The organism is Cupriavidus sp. 05N38, from assembly GCF_056397345.1.
Genome location: NZ_JBFTNF010000014.1, coordinates 58,883 through 78,020, shown reverse-complemented (window position 1 = coordinate 78,020; position 19,138 = coordinate 58,883). Strand labels below are relative to the sequence as shown.

Annotated in this window: 18 protein-coding genes; 6 read left to right on the top strand and 12 right to left on the bottom strand. The window is 68.1% G+C overall.

Annotation, left to right across the window (positions count from 1 at the left end; genetic code table 11):
- The first annotated feature begins 67 nt into the window (after nucleotides 1-67).
- The 5 genes from AC1DK4_RS13350 (at nucleotide 68) to AC1DK4_RS13330 (ending at nucleotide 5,015) form a co-directional block, all read left to right on the top strand.
- Nucleotides 68-808, top strand: coding sequence for an IclR family transcriptional regulator (locus tag AC1DK4_RS13350; RefSeq protein ID WP_441613538.1), 741 nt, complete (start codon nucleotides 68-70; stop codon nucleotides 806-808).
- A 167-nt stretch (nucleotides 809-975) separates the two neighbouring features.
- The gene (locus tag AC1DK4_RS13345) at nucleotides 976-1,758 is read left to right on the top strand and encodes a crotonase/enoyl-CoA hydratase family protein (RefSeq protein WP_477131581.1); all 783 of its coding nucleotides are present in this window, start codon (nucleotides 976-978) and stop codon (nucleotides 1,756-1,758) included.
- A 77-nt stretch (nucleotides 1,759-1,835) separates the two neighbouring features.
- On the top strand, nucleotides 1,836-2,807 hold the full coding sequence (locus AC1DK4_RS13340; RefSeq protein WP_441613536.1) for a Bug family tripartite tricarboxylate transporter substrate binding protein: 972 nt from the start codon (nucleotides 1,836-1,838) through the stop codon (nucleotides 2,805-2,807).
- Nucleotides 2,808-2,854: 47 nt separating this feature from the next.
- Complete coding sequence (locus AC1DK4_RS13335; RefSeq protein ID WP_477131580.1) at nucleotides 2,855-3,997, top strand: CaiB/BaiF CoA transferase family protein; 1,143 nt, start codon at nucleotides 2,855-2,857, stop codon at nucleotides 3,995-3,997.
- A 94-nt stretch (nucleotides 3,998-4,091) separates the two neighbouring features.
- On the top strand, nucleotides 4,092-5,015 hold the full coding sequence (locus tag AC1DK4_RS13330) for a LysR family transcriptional regulator (protein ID WP_441613534.1): 924 nt from the start codon (nucleotides 4,092-4,094) through the stop codon (nucleotides 5,013-5,015).
- 9 nt (nucleotides 5,016-5,024) lie between these two features.
- Here the strand turns inward: AC1DK4_RS13330 and AC1DK4_RS13325 are convergent, their stop codons facing one another.
- From AC1DK4_RS13325 to AC1DK4_RS13275, 11 genes are all read right to left on the bottom strand, one after another.
- Nucleotides 5,025-5,216, bottom strand: coding sequence for a hypothetical protein (locus AC1DK4_RS13325; protein WP_441613533.1), 192 nt, complete (start codon nucleotides 5,214-5,216; stop codon nucleotides 5,025-5,027).
- A gap of 16 nt (nucleotides 5,217-5,232) precedes the next feature.
- On the bottom strand, nucleotides 5,233-6,003 hold the full coding sequence (locus AC1DK4_RS13320; protein WP_441613532.1) for an SDR family NAD(P)-dependent oxidoreductase: 771 nt from the start codon (nucleotides 6,001-6,003) through the stop codon (nucleotides 5,233-5,235).
- Between the two features lie 26 nt (nucleotides 6,004-6,029).
- The gene (locus tag AC1DK4_RS13315) at nucleotides 6,030-7,133 is read right to left on the bottom strand and encodes an acyl-CoA dehydrogenase family protein (RefSeq protein ID WP_441613531.1); all 1,104 of its coding nucleotides are present in this window, start codon (nucleotides 7,131-7,133) and stop codon (nucleotides 6,030-6,032) included.
- Nucleotides 7,130-8,269: an acyl-CoA dehydrogenase family protein gene (locus tag AC1DK4_RS13310; protein WP_441613530.1), complete on the bottom strand. Its 1,140-nt coding sequence runs from the start codon at nucleotides 8,267-8,269 to the stop codon at nucleotides 7,130-7,132. The genes AC1DK4_RS13315 and AC1DK4_RS13310 overlap by 4 nt, the downstream gene beginning before the upstream one ends.
- A gap of 23 nt (nucleotides 8,270-8,292) precedes the next feature.
- Complete coding sequence (locus AC1DK4_RS13305; RefSeq protein ID WP_441613529.1) at nucleotides 8,293-9,063, bottom strand: enoyl-CoA hydratase/isomerase family protein; 771 nt, start codon at nucleotides 9,061-9,063, stop codon at nucleotides 8,293-8,295.
- A 13-nt stretch (nucleotides 9,064-9,076) separates the two neighbouring features.
- Complete coding sequence (locus tag AC1DK4_RS13300; RefSeq protein ID WP_441613528.1) at nucleotides 9,077-10,261, bottom strand: acetyl-CoA C-acyltransferase; 1,185 nt, start codon at nucleotides 10,259-10,261, stop codon at nucleotides 9,077-9,079.
- A gap of 26 nt (nucleotides 10,262-10,287) precedes the next feature.
- Nucleotides 10,288-11,307, bottom strand: coding sequence for an acyl-CoA dehydrogenase family protein (locus tag AC1DK4_RS13295; protein WP_441613527.1), 1,020 nt, complete (start codon nucleotides 11,305-11,307; stop codon nucleotides 10,288-10,290).
- Between the two features lie 13 nt (nucleotides 11,308-11,320).
- Nucleotides 11,321-12,484, bottom strand: coding sequence for an acyl-CoA dehydrogenase family protein (locus tag AC1DK4_RS13290; protein WP_477131579.1), 1,164 nt, complete (start codon nucleotides 12,482-12,484; stop codon nucleotides 11,321-11,323).
- Between the two features lie 19 nt (nucleotides 12,485-12,503).
- The gene (locus AC1DK4_RS13285; protein WP_441613525.1) at nucleotides 12,504-13,751 is read right to left on the bottom strand and encodes a CaiB/BaiF CoA transferase family protein; all 1,248 of its coding nucleotides are present in this window, start codon (nucleotides 13,749-13,751) and stop codon (nucleotides 12,504-12,506) included.
- A gap of 308 nt (nucleotides 13,752-14,059) precedes the next feature.
- Entirely contained in the window at nucleotides 14,060-15,235 is a 1,176-nt protein-coding gene (locus AC1DK4_RS13280) for a porin (protein WP_441613524.1), read from the bottom strand.
- A gap of 456 nt (nucleotides 15,236-15,691) precedes the next feature.
- Nucleotides 15,692-16,528 (bottom strand): enoyl-CoA hydratase/isomerase family protein, encoded by an 837-nt coding sequence (locus AC1DK4_RS13275; protein ID WP_441613523.1) that lies wholly within the window; start codon nucleotides 16,526-16,528, stop codon nucleotides 15,692-15,694.
- Nucleotides 16,529-16,798: 270 nt separating this feature from the next.
- Between AC1DK4_RS13275 and AC1DK4_RS13270 the strand changes: the two genes are divergently transcribed.
- Complete coding sequence (locus tag AC1DK4_RS13270; RefSeq protein ID WP_441643425.1) at nucleotides 16,799-18,001, top strand: acyl-CoA dehydrogenase; 1,203 nt, start codon at nucleotides 16,799-16,801, stop codon at nucleotides 17,999-18,001.
- A gap of 104 nt (nucleotides 18,002-18,105) precedes the next feature.
- Here the strand turns inward: AC1DK4_RS13270 and AC1DK4_RS13265 are convergent, their stop codons facing one another.
- Nucleotides 18,106-19,116, bottom strand: a complete 1,011-nt coding sequence (locus AC1DK4_RS13265; protein WP_477131578.1) for a Bug family tripartite tricarboxylate transporter substrate binding protein — start codon at nucleotides 19,114-19,116, stop codon at nucleotides 18,106-18,108.
- Nucleotides 19,117-19,138 lie beyond the last annotated feature (22 nt).

The window sequence follows — 19,138 nt, the reverse complement described above, 5'->3', positions numbered from 1 at the left end:
TAGGCTTCCGACGCCTTACGAAATTTCGTATAGTACTGTCGATACCCGAACTCCAGCCTCCCTATCCATGCCTACCCTGATCCCAGCCGCCGGCCGTGCCATGGCTGTCTTCGAAGTCTTCGCGCGCGAGCGGCGCGAGTTGTCCAATTCGGACATGGCGCGCCTGCTGTCCTTGCCGGAAAGCAGCACGTCGGACCTGCTGCATACGCTGCACTCGCTCGGCTACCTGATGCGCACGACGCGCAGCCGGCGCTTCTATCCGAGCGGACGCCTGTTCGACGTCGCGCGCCAGATCGCCGAGAACGATCCGCTCAGCACCGTTGCCCAGGAGGCCGTGGAACAGGTGGGCGGGAAGACCAACGAAAGCGTCTACTTCGGCGTGCTCGACACCGCGGCGGTCAAGGTCGTTGCCGTCCAGCCCAGCCGGCAGCCGCTGCGCTACATCATCGAAGTCGGTTCGCGGGCCGCGCTGCATGCGTCCGCGCTGGGCAAGGGGCTGCTGAGCCTGCTCCCGCCCGAGGAAGCGCGCGCCATGCTGGCCAACAGCAACCTGCGCCCGCTGACCGAGCACACCGTTGTCGACATCGACACGCTGATGGCGCAGGTTGCCCGCGGCGCCAGGCGCGGCTGGCATGAAGCGCGCGAGGAAGGCAGCGAGGGCGTCTATGGGCTGGCGGTGACCGGCCTGCTGGGCGGGCAACCGGCGGGCATCTCGCTGGCAGGCCCGGCGGATCGCATGAAGAAAAACCACGATGCCTATCTGGCCGCGCTGATGGAGGTGCGCGATGCATTGATGGAGAACGCATAGCCGTCTTCCGACGCCACGGCACCCTGACGCGATACAGGCGGTGTATTGCGCGACATACCGAAAGTATTTTTCACATCGCCCCGCTGTCCGTAGCATCGAATGGAACCCCCTTGCGGAGCGCGTCGCTCCGGCAGGAACGATCCCAGACATTTTTATTCGATCCTCCTATGAACAGCTTCCTGGACCTCAAGCGCGAAGGCGCCGTTGCACTGATCACCATGAACCGCCCGGAAACGCGCAATGCGATTTCGGACGACGATGCCGTACAGGCCGTGGTGGAGATGTGCGAGACGCTCAATCGGGACATGTCTGTCCGCGCCGCGATCCTGACCGGCGCGGGCCCGGCGTTTTCTTCCGGCGGCAATCTCAAGACCCTGCGCGACAAGATGGGCAGCGGACTGGGCGAGCCCATCCGCTCCCGCCAGGCCTACCGCGACGGCATCCAGCGCGTGCCGCTGGCGCTGGCCGGCCTGGAGGTGCCGATCATCGCGGCCGTCAACGGACCGGCCCTTGGCGCGGGCAATGATCTTGCCTGCCTCTGCGATATCCGCATTGCTTCGCAGCAGGCGGTGTTCGCGGCCACCTTCGTCAAGCTGGGGCTCATTCCCGGCGATGGTGGCGCCTGGCTGCTGCCTCGTGTGATCGGCATGTCGCGCGCTTGCGAGCTGGCCTTTACCGGCGACACCATTGACGCCCGCCAGGCACTGGACTGGGGGCTCGTCTCGCAGGTGGTGCCGGCCGATGCGCTAGTGCAGACCGCGATGGAACTGGCCCAGCGCATCGCCCGCAACTCCGGCCATGCGCTGCGCATGACCAAGCGCCTGCTGCGCGAATCCATCCACGCACGGATGGACACCATCCTGGAGATGTCGGCTGGCTTCCAGGCCCTGGCGCATCACACGGCCGAACACGAAGCCGCGCTGGACGCTTTCCTGCRGCGGCGCGCCTGACAGGCAGCCCCCCGCCCCCGGGGACCGGTCACCGGCAGGCAATACGCCGCCGGGAAGATAACTTCCAAGGAGACAACATGGCATTTCCCACTCTGAAGCGGTGCCTGGTCGCGACATCGCTGGCGCTGACCGTGATGCCGGCCACCGCGCAGTCCGACTTCCCGACCCATCCCGTGAAGGTCATCGTCTCGCTGCCGCCGGGCAGCGGCGCGGACACCACGGCACGCTTCATTTCGCAGCACCTGGGCGAGAAGTTCAAGCAGCCCTTCGTGGTAGAGAACCGCCCTGGCGCCAACAGCTTCATCGGCGCGCGCGCGGTGGCCGAGGCCGCACCGGATGGCTACACCCTGTTCGTTGGCAGCAATTCGTCGATGGTGACCAATGTGGCTGTGTTCAGGACCCTGCCCTATGACCCGGTCAAGGATTTCGTCGCGGTCGAACGTATCGCGCGCTTTGCCATGGTGGTCGTGGTGCCGGCCAACTCGCCCTACAAGACGCTCGACAACCTTGTGGAAGCGGCTCGCAAGGCGCCTGGCAAGCTCAACTATGCCAGCGGCAGCGCGGGCTACCAGGTTGCCGTGGAGCTCTTCCATGAGCGCTTCCGCATGAAGGGCAATCCGATCACCTACAAGGGCACCGCACCGGCCATGACGGACGTCGCCGCCGGCAACGTCGACTATTCGATCGGCGAGATCAGCGCGGTGCTGCCGCTGATCCGCGGTGGCCGCCTCCGTGCGCTGGCCGTCACTGACACGCAGCGCCTGAAGGAGCTGCCGCAGGTGCCCACCGTCGCCGAAAGCGGCGCACCGGGTTTCGAGGTATTTGCCTGGACCGGCGTCTTTGCACCGGCCAAGGTGCCCGAGAAGATCGTCAAGGCGCTCTCCGATGCCGTTCGCGAAACCATGCAGCAGCGCGACAGCGTGAAATTCATCGAGAACCTTGGCGGCAGCGTGTACTCCGGCGGGCCGCAGCAACTCAGGCAGTTCCAGCTGGCGGAAATCCAGCGCACCCGCGAGATCGTCAAGACCGCCGGGATTCCGGTGGAGTGAGACTCCCTGGGCGCCAGCCGCAACACAACTACCGCAAAAGGAACACGATGGGCCCTCTCGCAGGCATGAAGATCATCGAACTGGCCGGCATCGGCCCCGGCCCCATGGCGGGCATGCTGCTGGCCGACATGGGCGCCGAGGTGCTGCGCATCGAGCGCCCCGGCGACGCCGACCTCGGCGTCAAGYGCGAGCGTCGCTTCGACCTGATGCTGCGCAACCGCAAGTCGATCGCGCTCGACCTGAAGGATCCGCAGGCCGTCGCCATCGTGCTGGACCTGGCGGAGAAAGCCGACGCGCTGATCGAAGGCTTCCGCCCCGGCGTCACGGAACGCCTCGGCCTGGGACCGGCGGACTGCCTGGCGCGCAATCCGCGCCTGGTCTACGGCCGCGTCACCGGATGGGGCCAGACCGGCCCGCTGGCGCACACCGCCGGCCATGACATCAACTACATCTCGCTGACGGGCGCCCTGAACGCCATCGGCGGGCGTGGCCAGGCGCCCGCGATTCCGCCGGCCTATCTCGGCGACTTCGCCGGCGGCGCGATGTTCCTGGTCACGGGCGTGCTGGCGGCGCTGATCGAAGCCGGCAAGTCGGGACAGGGACAGGTGGTCGATGCCGCCATCGTCGATGGCACCGCGGCGCTGGGAACCGTCTTCTATGGCATGACCGCCGCCGGCCAGTGGCAACAGGCGCGCGGCACCAATGTGCTCGATTCCGGCGCGCACTACTACAACGTCTACCGCTGCAAGGACGGGCGCTGGATCTCGGTCGGGCCGATCGAGGCGCGCTTCTACCGCGACTTGCTCGAACGCATCGGCATCGACCCCGCCAGCCTGGGCGAGCAACTCGATGCGCACGGCTGGGAAGCCGCGCGCGAACGGCTGGCCGCGGTGTTCGGGACCCGCACGCGGGACGAGTGGTGCCAGATGCTGGAGGGGACCGATGCCTGCTTCGCGCCCGTGCTCGATTTCACCGAAGCGCCGCAGCACGCCCACCTGAAGGCGCGCGAGACCTTCGTCGAGGTGGATGGCATTGCCCAGCCCGCCCCGGCGCCGCGCTTCAGCCGCACGCCGAGCGCCCCGCCCACGGCCCCGCGCGCGCCGGATGCGCGCCGCTACGATGAAGTGCTGGCCGGCTGGCTGCCGCCGGCAGCGATCGAACAGGTGCAGGCGCTCGCCACCGGCACCTGAGCCGCGCACGGGGCAATGCCGGATTGCGCATTGCCCCGCCTTCGCGCATAGTTGGCCGCGCGGCGATGGTGCCGCGCCCCACCCGTCTCATCGCATGGACCTCCGACAGATCAAACAGGCGCTGGTGCTGAGCGAAACGCTCAATTTCCACCGTGCCGCCGAGCGGCTGCACATGGCGCAGCCGCCCCTGTCCACCGCCATCCGCAAGCTGGAAGAAGAACTCGGGGTGACCCTGTTCGAGCGCCTGCCATCCGGCCTGCGCCTGACACCCGTGGGTGAAACCGTGCTACGCCAGATGCGCAACACGCTCTTTTTCGCCGACGAGATTCGCCGTGCCGCCAGCGAGGGCGAGCGTGGCGAGCAGGGCAAGCTGCGCGTGGGCTTCGTCGGCTCCGCGGTGTACTCGCTGATGCCACGGCTGATCCGCACCTTCCGCCTGCGGTATCCGCGCGTCGACCTGGTGATCGAGGAATCCACCACCGTCGAGCTGCTGCGCCGGCTGGACGAACACTCGCTGGACGTGGCGCTGGTGCGCTACCCCGTCCTGGAGCGAACCGGCGCCAGCGTATTGCTGCTGCAGCCCGACCCGATGGTGCTTGCCGTCAGCGCAGACTCGCCGCTGGCCGCGTGCGAAGCGGTGAGTCTGGCGGAGCTCGGCGCCACCCCGTTTATCGTGTATTCGCGGACCTTCGTGCCGGCCATGTATTCGATGACGATGATGGCCTTCCATGAAGCGGGCATCCAGCCTCCTATCGCACAGGAGGCAGTGCAGGTGCCATCGATCCTGGCACTGGTGGAAAGCGGCCTGGGCGTGGCACTGGTTCCCGCCGCGGCAGCCAGGCAGGCCGGCGACGGAGTGAAGCTGGTTCAGCTGACCGGCATGCCGCCCAGGCTGAACCTCGGGATTGCGCTGGTGACGCTGCCGGATACCGTCAACGCCACCACGCGCAACTTCGTTGCCATTGCGCGCGAGATCATGCCCGAGCCGCCCGATGCGCATGCGCCGGGCGAGTCCTGATCCTTGCCTTTATTCCGCCTGCGGCACGATCGCGGCGCCGTAGGCCGGATCGGCGAAGAACGCATCGCCGCACTGGACAGACGCATCGAGGTTGCTGGCCGCCTGTGCCGGCAGGTCGCAGGGATTGCGCGCGGCACCGGGGTAGGCGAAGTGCCGGGCATGCCGGGTGTGACGGGCGTGCCGGGCGTGAGGGCCCGGCACCGCCCGGAGCCGGCGCTCAGCTCGCCAGGTGATACCCGCCGTTTACGCCAAGGTGCTGGCCAAGAATGTACGACGACGCGTCGGACAGCAGGAAGCAGATCGGCTGCGCCACTTCCTCGGGCTGCGCCCAGCGGCCCATCGGGATCATCGACAGGATGCCATCGCGGAAGCGGTCGCCACGAATGGTCTCGGTCATCGGCGTTTCCACCACGCCCAGGCAGACCGAATTGGTACGCACGCCGTACTTGCCCCATTCGCGCGCGGCGCTCATGGTCATGCCCAGCATGCCGGCCTTGGCGCTGGCATAGTTGATCTGGCCGATCGAGCCGCGGCGCCCGGCTTCGGACGAGATATTGACGATCGATCCCTTGACGCTCTCTCCCTTCTTGGCGCGTTCCACCAGGTGCGCGCCCACCGCCTGCAGCCACAGGAAGGAGCCGGTCAGGTGGCAGTCGATGACCTCGTTCCAGGTCGACAGCGTCATGTTCTCGATCATCGCCGCGCGCACGATGCCGGCGCAGTTGACCAGCCCGTCCACCTTGCCGAAGTGCGACAACGCGTGCTCCATCGACGACGCGACGAAGTCGGCGTCCGACACGCTGCCCGCGTAGGCAACCGTATGGTCAGGGTAGCGCGCGCTGATCTCCTGCAGCGCCTCGCGCTTCATGTCGACCAGGCCGACCTTCGCGCCAAGCTGCAGTGCCAGTTCGGCCGTGGCCTTGCCCACGCCTTGCGCGGCGCCGGTGACGATGATGACTTTCCCTTTCAGGGACATGAGATCCGACATGGTGTTCTCCTCGATTTCCAACAGGTTCAATGGTGCCGGCGGCCTTCCAGGCAGCCGAGATGGTATTGGGTGTCGCCGTGCAGCTGGTCCAGCACCAGCACGCGGCGCAGGTAGTGCCCGACGGCGTATTCCTCGGTCATGCCGATGCCGCCATGCATCTGGATGGCTTCCTGCGTGACCTGGCGTGCCGCCTGGCCGATATAGGCCTTGGCGGCATGCGCCTGCTCCGCGCCCGTGGCCAGGTCGTTGCGACCGGCCAGCGCCAGGGCCAGCGAAAGCGACAGGCTGCGGCTCTGCTCCAGCGCCACCAGCATGTCCACCGCGCGGTGCTGCAATGCCTGGTTCGAGCCGATCAGCTTGCCGAACTGCTTGCGCGTCCTGAGATAGTCGACCGTCAGCGCATACGCGCCTTGCATGGCACCGACCATTTCGGCGCAGGCAGCGTTGATGCCAGGCGCCAGTACCCGATCGATGACGGCACTGCCGGCGTCGGCGTCGAGCAGTTCGGCATGGGCGCCATCGAGCCGCACGTCGGCAGCCGGCGTGCCGTCGATCAGGCGGTAGCCGTCGCGCTGCACGCCGACGCTGTGGCCGTTCACCAGGAAGAGCCTGACTCCGCTCCCGGCCACCTGCGCGGAGACGATCAGGTAATCGCTGCCCGCGCCATGGATCACGCAGGGCTTGCTGCCGAACAGGCACCAGCCTTCCACGCCGGCGGCAGCTTGCACGGCCACGCGTCCCGGTACGGCCTCGCCGTGGGCCCACGCCACCTTCAGCTCGCCTTGGGCGATGCGGGGCAGCAGCCGGGCCTTTTGCGCACCGGACCCTGCCGCGGCAAGCGCGGCGGCCGCCATCACAGCGGTCCCGTGGTACGGCTCCAGCGACAGACAGCTTCCCAGTTCCCGCGAGACCAGCATCTGGTCGACCGCATCGCCGCCGAAGCCACCGAATTCCTCGGGAATCGCCGCACCCAGCACGCCAAGGTCCGCCAGCGAGCGCCAGGCCCGGGCGCCGTGCCCGTCATCGTGTGCCACGTACTGCTGGCGCTTTTCGAAGGAATACTCGCGGCCCAGCAGCCGCGTCAGGCTGTCCAGCAACTGCTGCTGGACGTCGTTCCGTTGCAGGTTCATCGCAGATCCAGGACAGTGGCGGAAAGAATGTTCTTCTGCACCTCGGTGCTGCCGCCGAAGATCGAGACGGCACGCGAGTACAGGAAGGACCTGGCAAGCGTGCCGGTGTCCGCGCGCAAGGCGTCGGTGCCGCTCATGAGGCAGATCACGTCGGTGATGGCCTGGAAGATCTCGCTGCCGCGCACTTTCAGCATCGGCGACAGCTTCATGTCGGCGTGGCCGCCGTGCATGCGGAACTGGGTCACCTCCAGCGCGTGCAGATCTGCCTCGATCATCGCGATACGGCCTCGCCATGGCGCCAGCATCCCGGCTGGCCGGCCTTCGGCTTGCAGGCGCGCCAGCAGGTCCCTGGCATAGGCCACGCGCTCCTTGCTGCGGCCGATGCCGGCAATATAGGCGCGCTCATGGCCGAGCAGGAACTTGGCATAGTCCCAGCCCTTGTTCTCCTCACCGACCAGGTTCCCGGCCGGCACCAGCACGTTGTCGAAGAACACTTCGTTCAGGCTGTGGCGGCCGTCGATGCTGATGATGGGCCGCACGGTGATGCCGGGCGACTTCAGGTCGACCAGGATGAAGGAGATGCCGGCCTGCGGCTTGGCGGCGTCCGGGTCGGTGCGCACCAGGCAGAAGATCCAGTCCGAGTAGTGCGCCTGGCTGGTCCAGATCTTCTGGCCATTGACCAGGTAGCCGTCCGCCGTGCGCTCGGCGCGCGTCTTCAGCGAGGCCAGGTCCGAACCGGAGCCCGGCTCCGAGAAGCCCTGGCAGACCTGGATGTCGGCGTTCAGCAGCCTGGGCAGGAAGTACTCGCGCTGCGCGTCGCTTCCGAAGTGGACCAGCACCGGGCCCAGCATGGTGATATTGAAGATATGCGGCGGCGGCACCGGTGCGCAGGCGCATTCGTCGGCGAAGATCTGCTGCTGCGCTGCGTCCCAGCCTGCACCGCCAAAGGCCGTTGGCCATGCGGGCGCGCCCCAGCCGCGCGCGTTCAGCCTGCGCTGCCACAGTTCGGTGTCCGCCTTGGAGGCGAAGCCGCCCGCCCGCAGGCGCTGGCGCATGTCGTCGGGCAGGTTCTCGGCGATAAAGTCGCGGATCTCCTGCCGGAACGCCTTGTGTTGCTCGGAATAGAGCAGGTCCATGGTTGTCCTTCGGTTGGTGGGGCTCAGCACCCCTTGAAAACAGGCGTGCGCTTGTCCGCGAAGGCGCGCAGGCCCTCCTGCATGTCGTGGGAGCGCTGGTGGTCGCGGAACTCCAGCAGTTCATGTCGCAAGGCGTCGGCCAGGGCCTTGTCGGCGGCCTCCGCCGCCACCCGCTTCATGCGCGCCAGCACCAGCGGGCTGCGGCCTGCCAGCTCTGCGGCCAGGGCCTGGGCGCACTGCGCCAGCTCGCTGTCGGCTACCACTTCATTGACCAGCCCGTGGCGCTCCATCTGCGCCGCCGTGAACGTGCGGCCCGTGAACAGCAGGTAGCGGGCCACGTTGACCGGCAGCTTGCGCGGCAACACGGCCGCGCCGCCGGCGCCGGGAAACACGCCGAAGTTGGCATGGGCGTCGCCCAGGCGCGCCGACTCGGCCGCCACCACCAGGTCGCAGGCCAGCACCAGCTCCAGCCCGCCCGCCACCGCCAGACCGTTGACCGCGGCAATGACGGGTTTCGGGAACGTGCGCAGCGTGGCAAAGAATGCCGTTGCCACGTCGATGAAGTCGGCCTCGCCGGCGGCTACCGGCGCCGACACTTCCTTCAGGTCCGCGCCGGCGCAGAAGGCACGGCCATTGGCAGTCAGTACAACCACGCGCACGGCGGGATCGTCCCGCCACAAGCGCAGTTGGGCGTCCAGCCCGCGCATCAGCTCGCGGCTCAGGCTGTTCATGGCGGCGGGCCGGTCCAGGGTCAGCCAGCCCACGGCGCCGCGAAGTTCATGCAGATGGCTCATCGGCGGGCTCCGTTCAGCACAGCTCGATCGCCACCGCCGTGGCCTCGCCACCGCCCAGGCACAGGCTGGCCATGCCGCGGCGCAGGCCGCGCTGGCGCAGCGCGTGGAGCAGCGTCACCAGCAGCCGCGCGCCGGTGGCGCCGACCGGGTGGCCCAGTGCGCAGGCGCCGCCGTTGACGTTGAGCCGGTCATGCGAAATGCCAAGTTCCTGCAGCGTGACCAGGGTCACCACGGCAAAGGCTTCGTTGACCTCGTAGAGATCGACGTCCTGCGCGCTCCAGCCGGCCTTGTCCAGCAGACGGCGCATGGCGGCGGCCGGCGCATCCACGAACTGCTGCGGCGCCTGGGCATGCGTGGCGTGGCCGACGATGCGCGCGAGCGGGGCCAGGCCCTGGCGCAGTGCATCGCTTTCGCGCATCAGCACCAGCGCGGCGGCGCCGTCGGAGATCGACGACGCGTTGCCGGCGGTCACGGTGCCTTCCTTGCGGAATACGGCCTTGAGCTTCGGCAGCCTGGCGGCGTCGCACTGGCCGGGCGTCTCGTCCCGGGTGAACAGCGTCTCGTCGCCTTTGCGCTTGAGCGTAAGCGGGGTGGTCTCGTGGTCGAACGTGCCTTCCTGCACGGCACGCTGGGAGCGCAGCAGGCTTTCACGGGCATAGGCGTCCTGCGCTTCGCGGCCAATGCCGCGCTCCTGCGCCGAGAGATCGGCGTAATAGCCCATCAGGTGGCCTTCGTAGGCATCCTCCAGGCCGTCGCAGTACATATGGTCAAGGAGCTGGCCATGTCCGAGGCGATATCCCTGGCGCCCGCGCGGCACGATATAGGGGGCGTTGGTCATGGACTCCATGCCACCCGCCACCGCCACCGAACAGGTGCCGGCCAGCAGCAGGTCGTGCGCCAGCATGACGGCCTTCATGCCCGAGCCGCACATCTTGCTGAGCGTGGTGGCCGGCGTGGAGACCGGCAGGCCCGCGCCGAGCACGGCCTGGCGCGCCGGCGCCTGGCCCAGGCCGGCGAACAGGCAGCAGCCCATCAGGGCCTCGTCGACCGAGGGCGGGTCGACGCCCGCCTCAGCCACGGCAGCGCGGATGGCCACGGCGCCCAGTTGCGGTGCCGTGTACTGCGCCAGTGCGCCGTTGAACGCCCCGATGGGCGTGCGCTTCGCGCCGACGATCACGATGGAATCAGTTTTCTGCATGTCAGGGGTTCCAGCAAATCAAGGGGTCAGGCTGCGGCAGGCGCCAGTTGCAGCCGCACGAAGTCCAGGATCTCCTGGCCGGTGCCGTTCGGCCGCGCGAACAGCGCATCGCCGAGTGCCGTGGCGCAGGCGGTTTCCGTGCCCGCGCAGGCACGCCATTCATGCAGCCGCCGCGTGAACAGGCCAAGCGCGAGTTCCTCGGTGATGCCGATGGCACCGTGCACCGCGTGCGCGATGGCGGCGACACGGGTGGCCGCCTCGCTGCAGCGCAGCTTGGCGGTGGCCGCCAGCAGCGGGCGCGGCAGGTAGCCGTCGGCGGCGCAGCCCAGGCGCGCGCCGAAGCTCGACGCGTTGGCCTGCTCGGCCAGCACGCTGAGTTCCTGCTGCATCGCCTGGAACTGCGAGATCGCGCGGCCGAACTGCTGGCGGTTGTTGACGTATTCGATGCTCATGGCCTGGATGCGCGCCATGGCGCCGGCCATGCCCGCGGCATGCACGACGTTGCAGATGGCCACCACGTCCGCCGCGCCAGCCGGCATGCGGCGGATGGCCTGTGCCGCCGACTCCCAGCGCAGCGTGGCCGATGCTTGCGCACGGTAGGCCCCGGGCGTGGCATGCGCCAGCGCGCGCGGCATCAGCAGCCACTCGCCGCGCCAGCCAACCAGCACCTGGTGCGCCAGCGCGCCACCCGGCACTTCGCGGCAGACGATGGCATCGCCCGCCAGCGCCAGCGCAGGGGCCACGGCGATGCACTCGCCCGCGCGCTCATGCCCGGCGCTTGCCAGGATGGCGCGAGCGATCGCCGTCTCGGCGAACGGATGGCTCAGGCCGGCGCGGCCGGCGGCCAGGAACAGCGGAAATGCGTCAGTCAGCGACAGGCCCGCCCCGTCCAGCTCCGCGGGCACGAGCGCGTCGGTGTAACCGAGCGCATCGATGGCGGCCCATTGCGCGTCGGCGCCCTCGCCGGACTCGCTGCGCCGCACTTGTTCGTCCGAGCACAGGCCGGTCAGCGCGCGCTCGAAGCCTTCGATCAGGGAATCAGTCATGGTGTGTGTCGTCTCAGCGAAGTCCGAGGGAGCGCGCGATGATGCCGCGCAGGATCTGGCGCGTGCCGCCGCGCAGGGAGAAGCTCGGGCAAAGCTGCGTGATATAGGCATGCGCACGCAACAGGTCTTCGGACGGATGGAAAGCGGGCATCTGCTCCATCGCTTCGCTGATCCAGCCGGGCACGGCCTGCTCGAACTCCGTGCCGAGGTCCTTGACATACGACGCATCGATCTCCGGGTTCTCGCCCTTGTCGAGCCGGTCGGCCACGGCCAGCGACATCGCCCGCAGTACCGCCATGCGGCCCGCGATACGTCCGGCGATCGCCTTGACCGAGTCCGGCACCGGCAGGCCGGATGCCTTCACCTCGGYCAGCCAGGTCTCGGCCAGCATCAGGCTGGTCAGGATGCGCTCCGGGCCGCTGCGCTCGAAGGCCAGCTCCGAGGTCACCTGCTTCCAGCCCGAGCCCTCTTCGCCCACCAGCGCATCCGCGGGCAGGTCCACGTCCTCGAACACCACCTCGCAGAAGTGGCCGTCACCGGCCAGGTCGCGGATCGGGCGCGCGGTGATGCCGGGCAGGCTCAGGTCGATCAGCACCTGCGACAGGCCCTTGTGGCGGTCGCCATGCTGGCCCGAGGTGCGCACCAGCGCGCACATGTATTGCGCGCGGTGGGCATTGGTCGTCCAGACCTTGCGGCCGTTCAGGCGCCAGCCGGTCTCGGTGCGAACCGCGCGGGTGCGCACCGAGGACAGGTCGGAGCCCGTGTCCGGCTCGCTCATGCCGATGCAGATAAAGATCTCGCCGCGGATCAGCTTCGGCAGGAAGAACTGCTTCTGCGCTTCGCTGCCGTAGCGCAGCATCAGCGGCGCGGTCTGGCGGTCGGCGAACCAGTGCGCGGATACCGGCGCGCCGGCGGCGATCAGTTCTTCCACCAGCACGAAGCGGGCAAAGGCGCTGCGGCCGGCGCCGCCGTACTCGGGCGGCAGCGCCAGGCCGATCCAGCCCTGCTCTCCGAGGGCCCGGCTGAATCTGGCGTCAAAGCCCATCCAGGTGCGCGCGCGCACGGGTGCCGGCACGTCGCGCAATGCAGCCTGCAGGAATTCGCGGATGGGTGTCCGCAGCGCCTCATCCTCGGGCGGGATGCTGACGAGCGGAAGGGAATCGTGGGTCGAGTTCAATGTAGCTCCCGGTTTGATTTCAGGGATTCACGGATGCGGCGGCCGGCGCGCCGGCGTCGGCGGCCTCCCCGGCAAGGCGCGTGGCGCCCTGGCTGGCCAGCGCGCGGATCTGTTCCTGGCTGTAGCCGGCCTCGGCAAGCACTTGCGCGCTGTGTTCGCCCAGGCGCGGCGCCTGGCGCGTGACGCGCGGCTGCGACCTGGACCATTGCGACGGGATCGCCATCGAGCGGATCGCACCTTCGCTGGGGTGCTCGACGACATCGAAGAAGCCGACCGCGTCAAGGTGCGGATCCGCCATCAGCGAATCCACCGTATGCAGCTGCATCACCGGCATGTCGGCGGCTTCCAGCACCGTGATCCACTCCGCGGTGGTCCGCGTGGGCATGACTTCCGCCACCATGCGATACAGCGCATGGATATGCTTGTTGCGCTCGACGATGGAACTGAAGCGCGGATCGCTGTCCATCAGGTCGGGCTGGCCGATCAGCGCCAGGAACTTGCGCCACTGCTTGTCGTTGTAGAGCAGCACGCACAGGTAGCCGTCCTGCGTCCGGTACGGACGGCGGTGCTCGTTGAGAATGCGCGAATAGCCGCTGGGGCCGATGGGCGGCTCGAAGGTCAGGCCGCCCATGTGGTCGCCCAGGATGAACTGCGCCATGGTTTCGAACATGGGCACGTCGATCGACTGGCCTTCGCCGGTGCGCTCGCGGTGATAAAGCCCGGCGGTGACCGCATTGACCGCCGCCAGGCCGACGATGCGGTCGGCGATCGCGCTGGGCGCGTAGCGCGGCACGTCGCTGCCGGCCAGCCTGGCCAGCGTCGGGATCGCCACCGCGCCCTGGATCAGGTCGTCGTAGGCGGACTTGGCCGCGTACGGGCCGCCCTGGCCGTAGCCGTACAGGCCCACGTACAGGATGCGCGGGTTGACCTTCGCCACTTCCTGGTAGCTCAGGTTCAGCCGTGCCATCGCCTGCGGGCGCACGTTGTAGATCAGCACGTCGGCGTCGGCGGCGATGCGCAGCAGCGCCTCGCGCCCGGCCGGCGTCTTCAGGTCCAGCACGATGCTGCGCTTGCTGCGGTTGGCATGCAGGAAGATGCCCGACATGCCGGCGTGGCGGCGCGGGCCGACGTCGCGCACGGTATCGCCGTCCGGCGGCTCGACCTTGATCACGTCGGCGCCAAGGTCGCCCAGGATCTGCGTGGCGTAGGGGCCCATCAGCACCGTCGTCATGTCGACGATGCGCACACCCTGCAACGGGCCGCTCATGCGGGGCTCCCCGCCCGCGTGGCGGCGGAAGAATGGAATGCGGTGAGAGTCATCATGCCTCCTTGGATCGTGTTGAAGGACATGCTACGGAAGCACGGACCCCGAGAAAAATACTTTGTGTATGTCGCTCAATACATGGCTTGTATCGGCACCCGCCAAGGCCGGGCGCGGTGGCAAGGCATGCTGAAATTCGCGCTCCTTGATGCTCGCGATGTCAGGCGCGGCGCCGGACGGCGCCGCCGGATAAGCGCGGGAAACGCCGCTGTCGCAGGTTCCCCGCCGTTACTGCATGTGGCCGCCAGGAGCCGTCAGAAGACGTGACGAATGCCTGTGGTCACACCGACCATGCCCTTCTGCCCGGCCATCATCGGATAGCCGTACAGGAACAGCGTCTGCGACGAATCGAAGTTCAGGCCCGCATTGCGCGAGTAGGCCACAGACACATAGACATCGGTGCGCTTGGACAGGCTGTAGTCAGCCAGGAACGAGACCTGCCACGGATTGGCCGGATTGCTGGCGGCTGCGGTCGGGCCCAGGCTGAGGCGCTTGAAGTCGGCGTAGTAGTAGGCCAGCGACAGGCCCAGTGCGCTGGTAGCCTGGTAGTTGACGCCAGTCCAGTAGTAGTCGTCGCGCGCCAGCGTATTGCCGTTGGCGAAGTCCACCTTGGCCCAGCGGTAGCCCATCATCGCCTTGAACGGGCCGGTGGCGTAGCTCACCGCACCGCCTGCCTTGCGGCTGTTGCCTTGCTGGCCGGAGGTCACCGTCGGATGCCACTGGTCATAGGCGATGGTGGCGCCGAAGCCGTTGCTCAGGTAGGTCAGCGAAGCGCCGTAGCCATTGTTGTCGCGGAACGATCCCGGGGTTTCGCCGCTGCCGCTGTTGGCCAGCGGCGTCGAGCCGATCGCCGGCACGCCTACGCCGAACGAATAGTGCGCCGCGGCCTGCAGCGGGCCGAACTGGCCGACGTACTTGACCACATTGTCTTCACGGTAGTTGGTGCCGAGCTGCCACGCCACCGGTTCATAAGTCGTGGCGAAACGCATCGGCGCGAAGTTGGCCATGCCCTCGAAGAAGGACGTGTACTGGCGGCCCAGCATCAGTTTGCCGTAAGCGCTGTTCTGCAGTCCGACGAAGGCCTGGCGTCCGAACAGCCGACCTGATTGCGCGACGCCGGTATCCGGGGCGAAGCCGTCTTCCAGCACGAATATGGCGCTATTGCCGGCACCGAGATCCTCGATACCGCGCAAGCCCCAGCGCGATGGCGAAAGGCCACCCAGCGTTGGCATCGACACACGGCTGCCGCCAGTGGTGGCAGAGACGGGTTGTCCGTTCACGACCGTAGGCTGCGCAGACGCGACGCGATTGACGTATTCGATAGAGCCGTCGATCACGCCGTACAGCGTCACGCTCGAATCCGCCCGCGCTCCCGCACTAAATCCGCCAAGGGCGCCAAGGGCCGCCAGGGCGAAAATTGTCTTCTTCATCTCTTGTCTTCTCCATATAAGTCATCTGCGCCAGACGCAAGCCTGCCGCGCCCCGTCTGGTGCGGGCCACGCCTCCTCCTGAAGCGCGGCGCACAACGGCTTGCCGTGTGCGCACTTGCAAGGAGAACACTGCAGGGACAACTAGCGCCCCCCTGTCGGGAGGCGTTGGCCCTCCCCACACCCCCCCCTCATGTCGAGGGGCGACAAAACCGGCGGGCGGAAGGCCAGGGCGCCGGCCATGGGCAAAAAAAAGCTCCGGCATCACGCCGGAGCGAACACCCCGCCACATTTGACCGTGACGGGCGTGGAGACAGCCTGGTTGCGGCGCTGCGAACCGCGCCCGCGCCGGCTTACACACCATCTCTCGCGAAACGGGCCGCCGGCAGCGGGCAGATATGCGCCGACACGGCGCGGCCTTATGGTCGGTTTGATGCGCAAGCGCCGGCCGCGCGCCCATCAGGCACGCGTATCGCGATCCCAGTCGAAGCGCGCCGGCTTGCCCTGCAGGAACGCGTCCACCGCCTCGGCGTAGTACGGCACCGCCGACGCCAGCGCCTGCGCCTGGCATTCCAGGTCGAGCAAGGTGTCGTAGGAACTTTCGAAAGTCCGGTTGAGCGCGCGCTTCATCAGCGCCAGCGCTTCCTGCGGCGCGTCCACGAAGCGCTGCGCGAACCGGCGCGCCTGCGCGTCGAGCTGGTCGGCCGGATGGACCGCATGCACGATGCCGCAGCGCTGCGCATCGGTCACTGCAAGGCGCCGCCCGGTGAACATCAGTTCCTTGGCCAGCATCATCCCCACGGCCCGCGGCAGCGCATAGAGCGAACCCATGTCGGGCAGCAATCCGACCTTGGCGAACGACATGCAGAACGAAGCGCGCTCCGACGCCAGCACGAAATCCGCCGCCAGGGCCAGCGAAAAGCCCGCGCCCGCGGCCGGCCCGTCCACCGCCGCGATCACGGGGATCTCGAGGTCGCGCAGCCGCCGCAGCCATTTGTGGATGTCCTGCAGCCGACGGCGCATCGCCTCCGGTGCGCGCGCCGAGGGGTCGGGGCTGGAGAAGATCGCCTGGATCGATTTCAGGTCCCCGCCCGCGCAGAAGCTGCCGCCGGAGCCGGTCAGGATCAGTGCGCGAATGCTGCGGTCATCCTCCACGCGGTCGAGCATGTCGTGATAATCCTGGCGCATCTGCAGCGTCAGGGCGTTGCGCGACGCCGGACGCTGGTGCGTGAATACCGCCACGCCGTCGTCAATGGCCAGGTGGCTGTGGCGCAATGGGATCTGCTGGGCCTGCATCGTCGTGTGTCCTCCGGGGAGTGGATAAGCGCGCGGCTCGCCGGCAGCGCGCGCGCGCCGTGTAGCCCATGCCAGCAGTGTGGCGCGCCGCACCGCCGCACCGCCCCCCTCATCAAAGGGGGCCAGGCGCGCGTTGCCGATGAACCGGCGCCTATGCGCGCGCATCGCCCCCAGTGGTGGGGGGCGATGCCGGAGCGGCTCCCGCTTAATGTGGAAGGCATCGGAAATGCAGGCGAGCCCCGCGGGCCGCCGATCCACTGGAGAGCCTTCATGAACTTTGCCCCCGACCCCAATCTCGATGCGTTCCGCCAGGAGGTGCGCGGCTTCCTGCGCCATCACCTGCCGGCCGACCTGCCGCGCCGCAAGGACGGCCTGCGCTCGCCACGTGCAGACGTGGTGCGCTGGCAGCGCATCCTCGCTGCCCAGGGCTGGGGTGCGCCCTACTGGGCGAACGAGCATGGCGGCACCGGCTGGAGCGTGCCGCAGCGCCTGGTATTCGACGAGGAATGCGCAGCGGCCGGCGCCCCTTCGCAGGATTCGTTCGCGCAGAAGCTGGTGGGCCCGGTGCTGAACCATTTCGCCACGCCGGAGCAGAAGGCCGAGCACCTCCCGCCGATCTTCAGCGGCGAGCGCCTCTGGTGCCAGGGCTTCTCCGAACCGGGTTCCGGCTCCGACCTGGCATCGCTGCGCACCAGCGCCGTGCGCGACGCAGAGCACTACGTGGTCAACGGCCAGAAGATCTGGACCAGCTATGCCCATCATGCGGACTGGATCTTCCTGCTGGTGCGCACCGATGCCAGCGCCAGGAAGCAGGCCGGCATCAGCTTCCTGCTGGTCGACATGAAGACGCCGGGCATCACCGTGCGTCCGATCATCAGCATCGACGGCTGCCACCACCTGAACGAGACCTTCTTCGACAACGTGCGCGTGCCGGTGAAGAACCTGGTGGGCGCCGAAGGCGAAGGCTGGAAGATCACCAAGTTCCTCCTCAACAACGAACACGCCTCCACCGCCGACCTGCCCACGCTGCGGCGCCTGCAGGGCCAGATCCGGTCGCTGTCGCACACCGCGCGGGCAGGCGGCGCGACGCTGGCCGGCCGGCACGCGTTCCTGCTGCGCCTGGCACGCTATGAGGCCGAGCTAAAAGCCATCACCATCATGGTCCAGCGCGTGGCGGCGATGGAGCAGGACCACAGCCCGGCGGCCCATGCGATGGGCTCCATGCTGAAGATCCGCGGCACCGAACTGCAGCAACGGATGAGCGAGTTCCTCGTCGAAACGCTGGGCGATCACGGTGCCGTCGCGTATCCGGGCACCCACGCCGAAGCGGATGCACGGCGGCCGCCGCTGCCCATGGCGCACACCGCGCAGGGCATGGCCGCCGAGATGTTCTTCCGCCGCGCCACCACCATCTACGGCGGCACCAGCGAAGTCCAGCGCTCCATCATCGCCAGGTCGCTGTTCAGTTTCTGACGCCGCACAAGGCAAAGGAGTCCTTCGGCATGCCGCCCGAAGGACTCCTGCGAACAGCGCGCAATGCGCTGGAAGGCCGGGAAGGCGGCCGTTGGCGGGAACGGCTATTCGGGCTGCATGCCGGCCGCTGCGATCAGTTGCTTCCACGTCCGCTGGTCCGCCACCACGGACTTGCCCAGCTCGGCCCCGGTGCCGGGGTTGGGCAGGCTGCCGCGGCTGGCATAGTGCGTCATCGCCTCCGGCGAGGCGACGAACTCCAGCGTAAGCCTGGCAAGCCTGTCCACGATCGGCGCCGGCGTGCCCGCAGGGGCGAACAGCCCGCTCCAGTTGATGCGCGACACCGCCTCCACCACCGGGCTGTTCTGCATGCCGGCTTCGGACAAGGTCGGCACATCCGGCATCAGCGTGACGCGCCGCGGACTGAGCACGGCCAGCGCACGCAGCTTGTTCGACTGGATCAGCGGCATCGCCGCCGTGAACTCGACCATGGCGAAATCCACGTTGCCGCCGATCAGGTCAGGCAACAGTGTCGCGGTCGCCTTGTAGGGCACATCCGTCGTCTTGATGCCCGCCGCCTCCGCGAACGCCGCCGCCATCAGCCGGTAGCCGGTGCTGCTGCTGGCGCCGTTGAGCTTGCCGGGCCGGGCGCGTGCCGCGTTGACGAGCTCCGTCACCGACTTGTACGGCGCACTTGCGCCCACCACCAGCGCGACCGGCAACGACGACATCCGCGCGACCGGGACAAAGTCCTTGCCGGGGTTGTACGGCAGTTGCTTGAAGAGATAGGGGTTGGCCGACATCGCGCTGGATGCGGTCAGCAGCAGCGTGTAGCCGTCCGGCGCCGCCTTGGCCACATAGTCACTGGCAATGATCATGTTGGCGCCGGGCCGGTTCTCCACCACTACGCTCTGCCCCAGCTTCTGGGCAAGGAACTTCGCCAGCAGGCGGGTGTAGTCATCGATGCCGGTGCCAGGACTCGCCACGGACACGATCTTGATGACGTGCTCGGRGTAGCGCTGTGCCTGCGCGCCGGCCGGCGTTGCGAGCGCCGCCAGCATGCCGCTGGCGGCGGCGGCCAGGATCCGGCGTCGCAGCGGTGAAATGCCATGGTGCATGGTGTCTCCTCCTCGTGTGTAC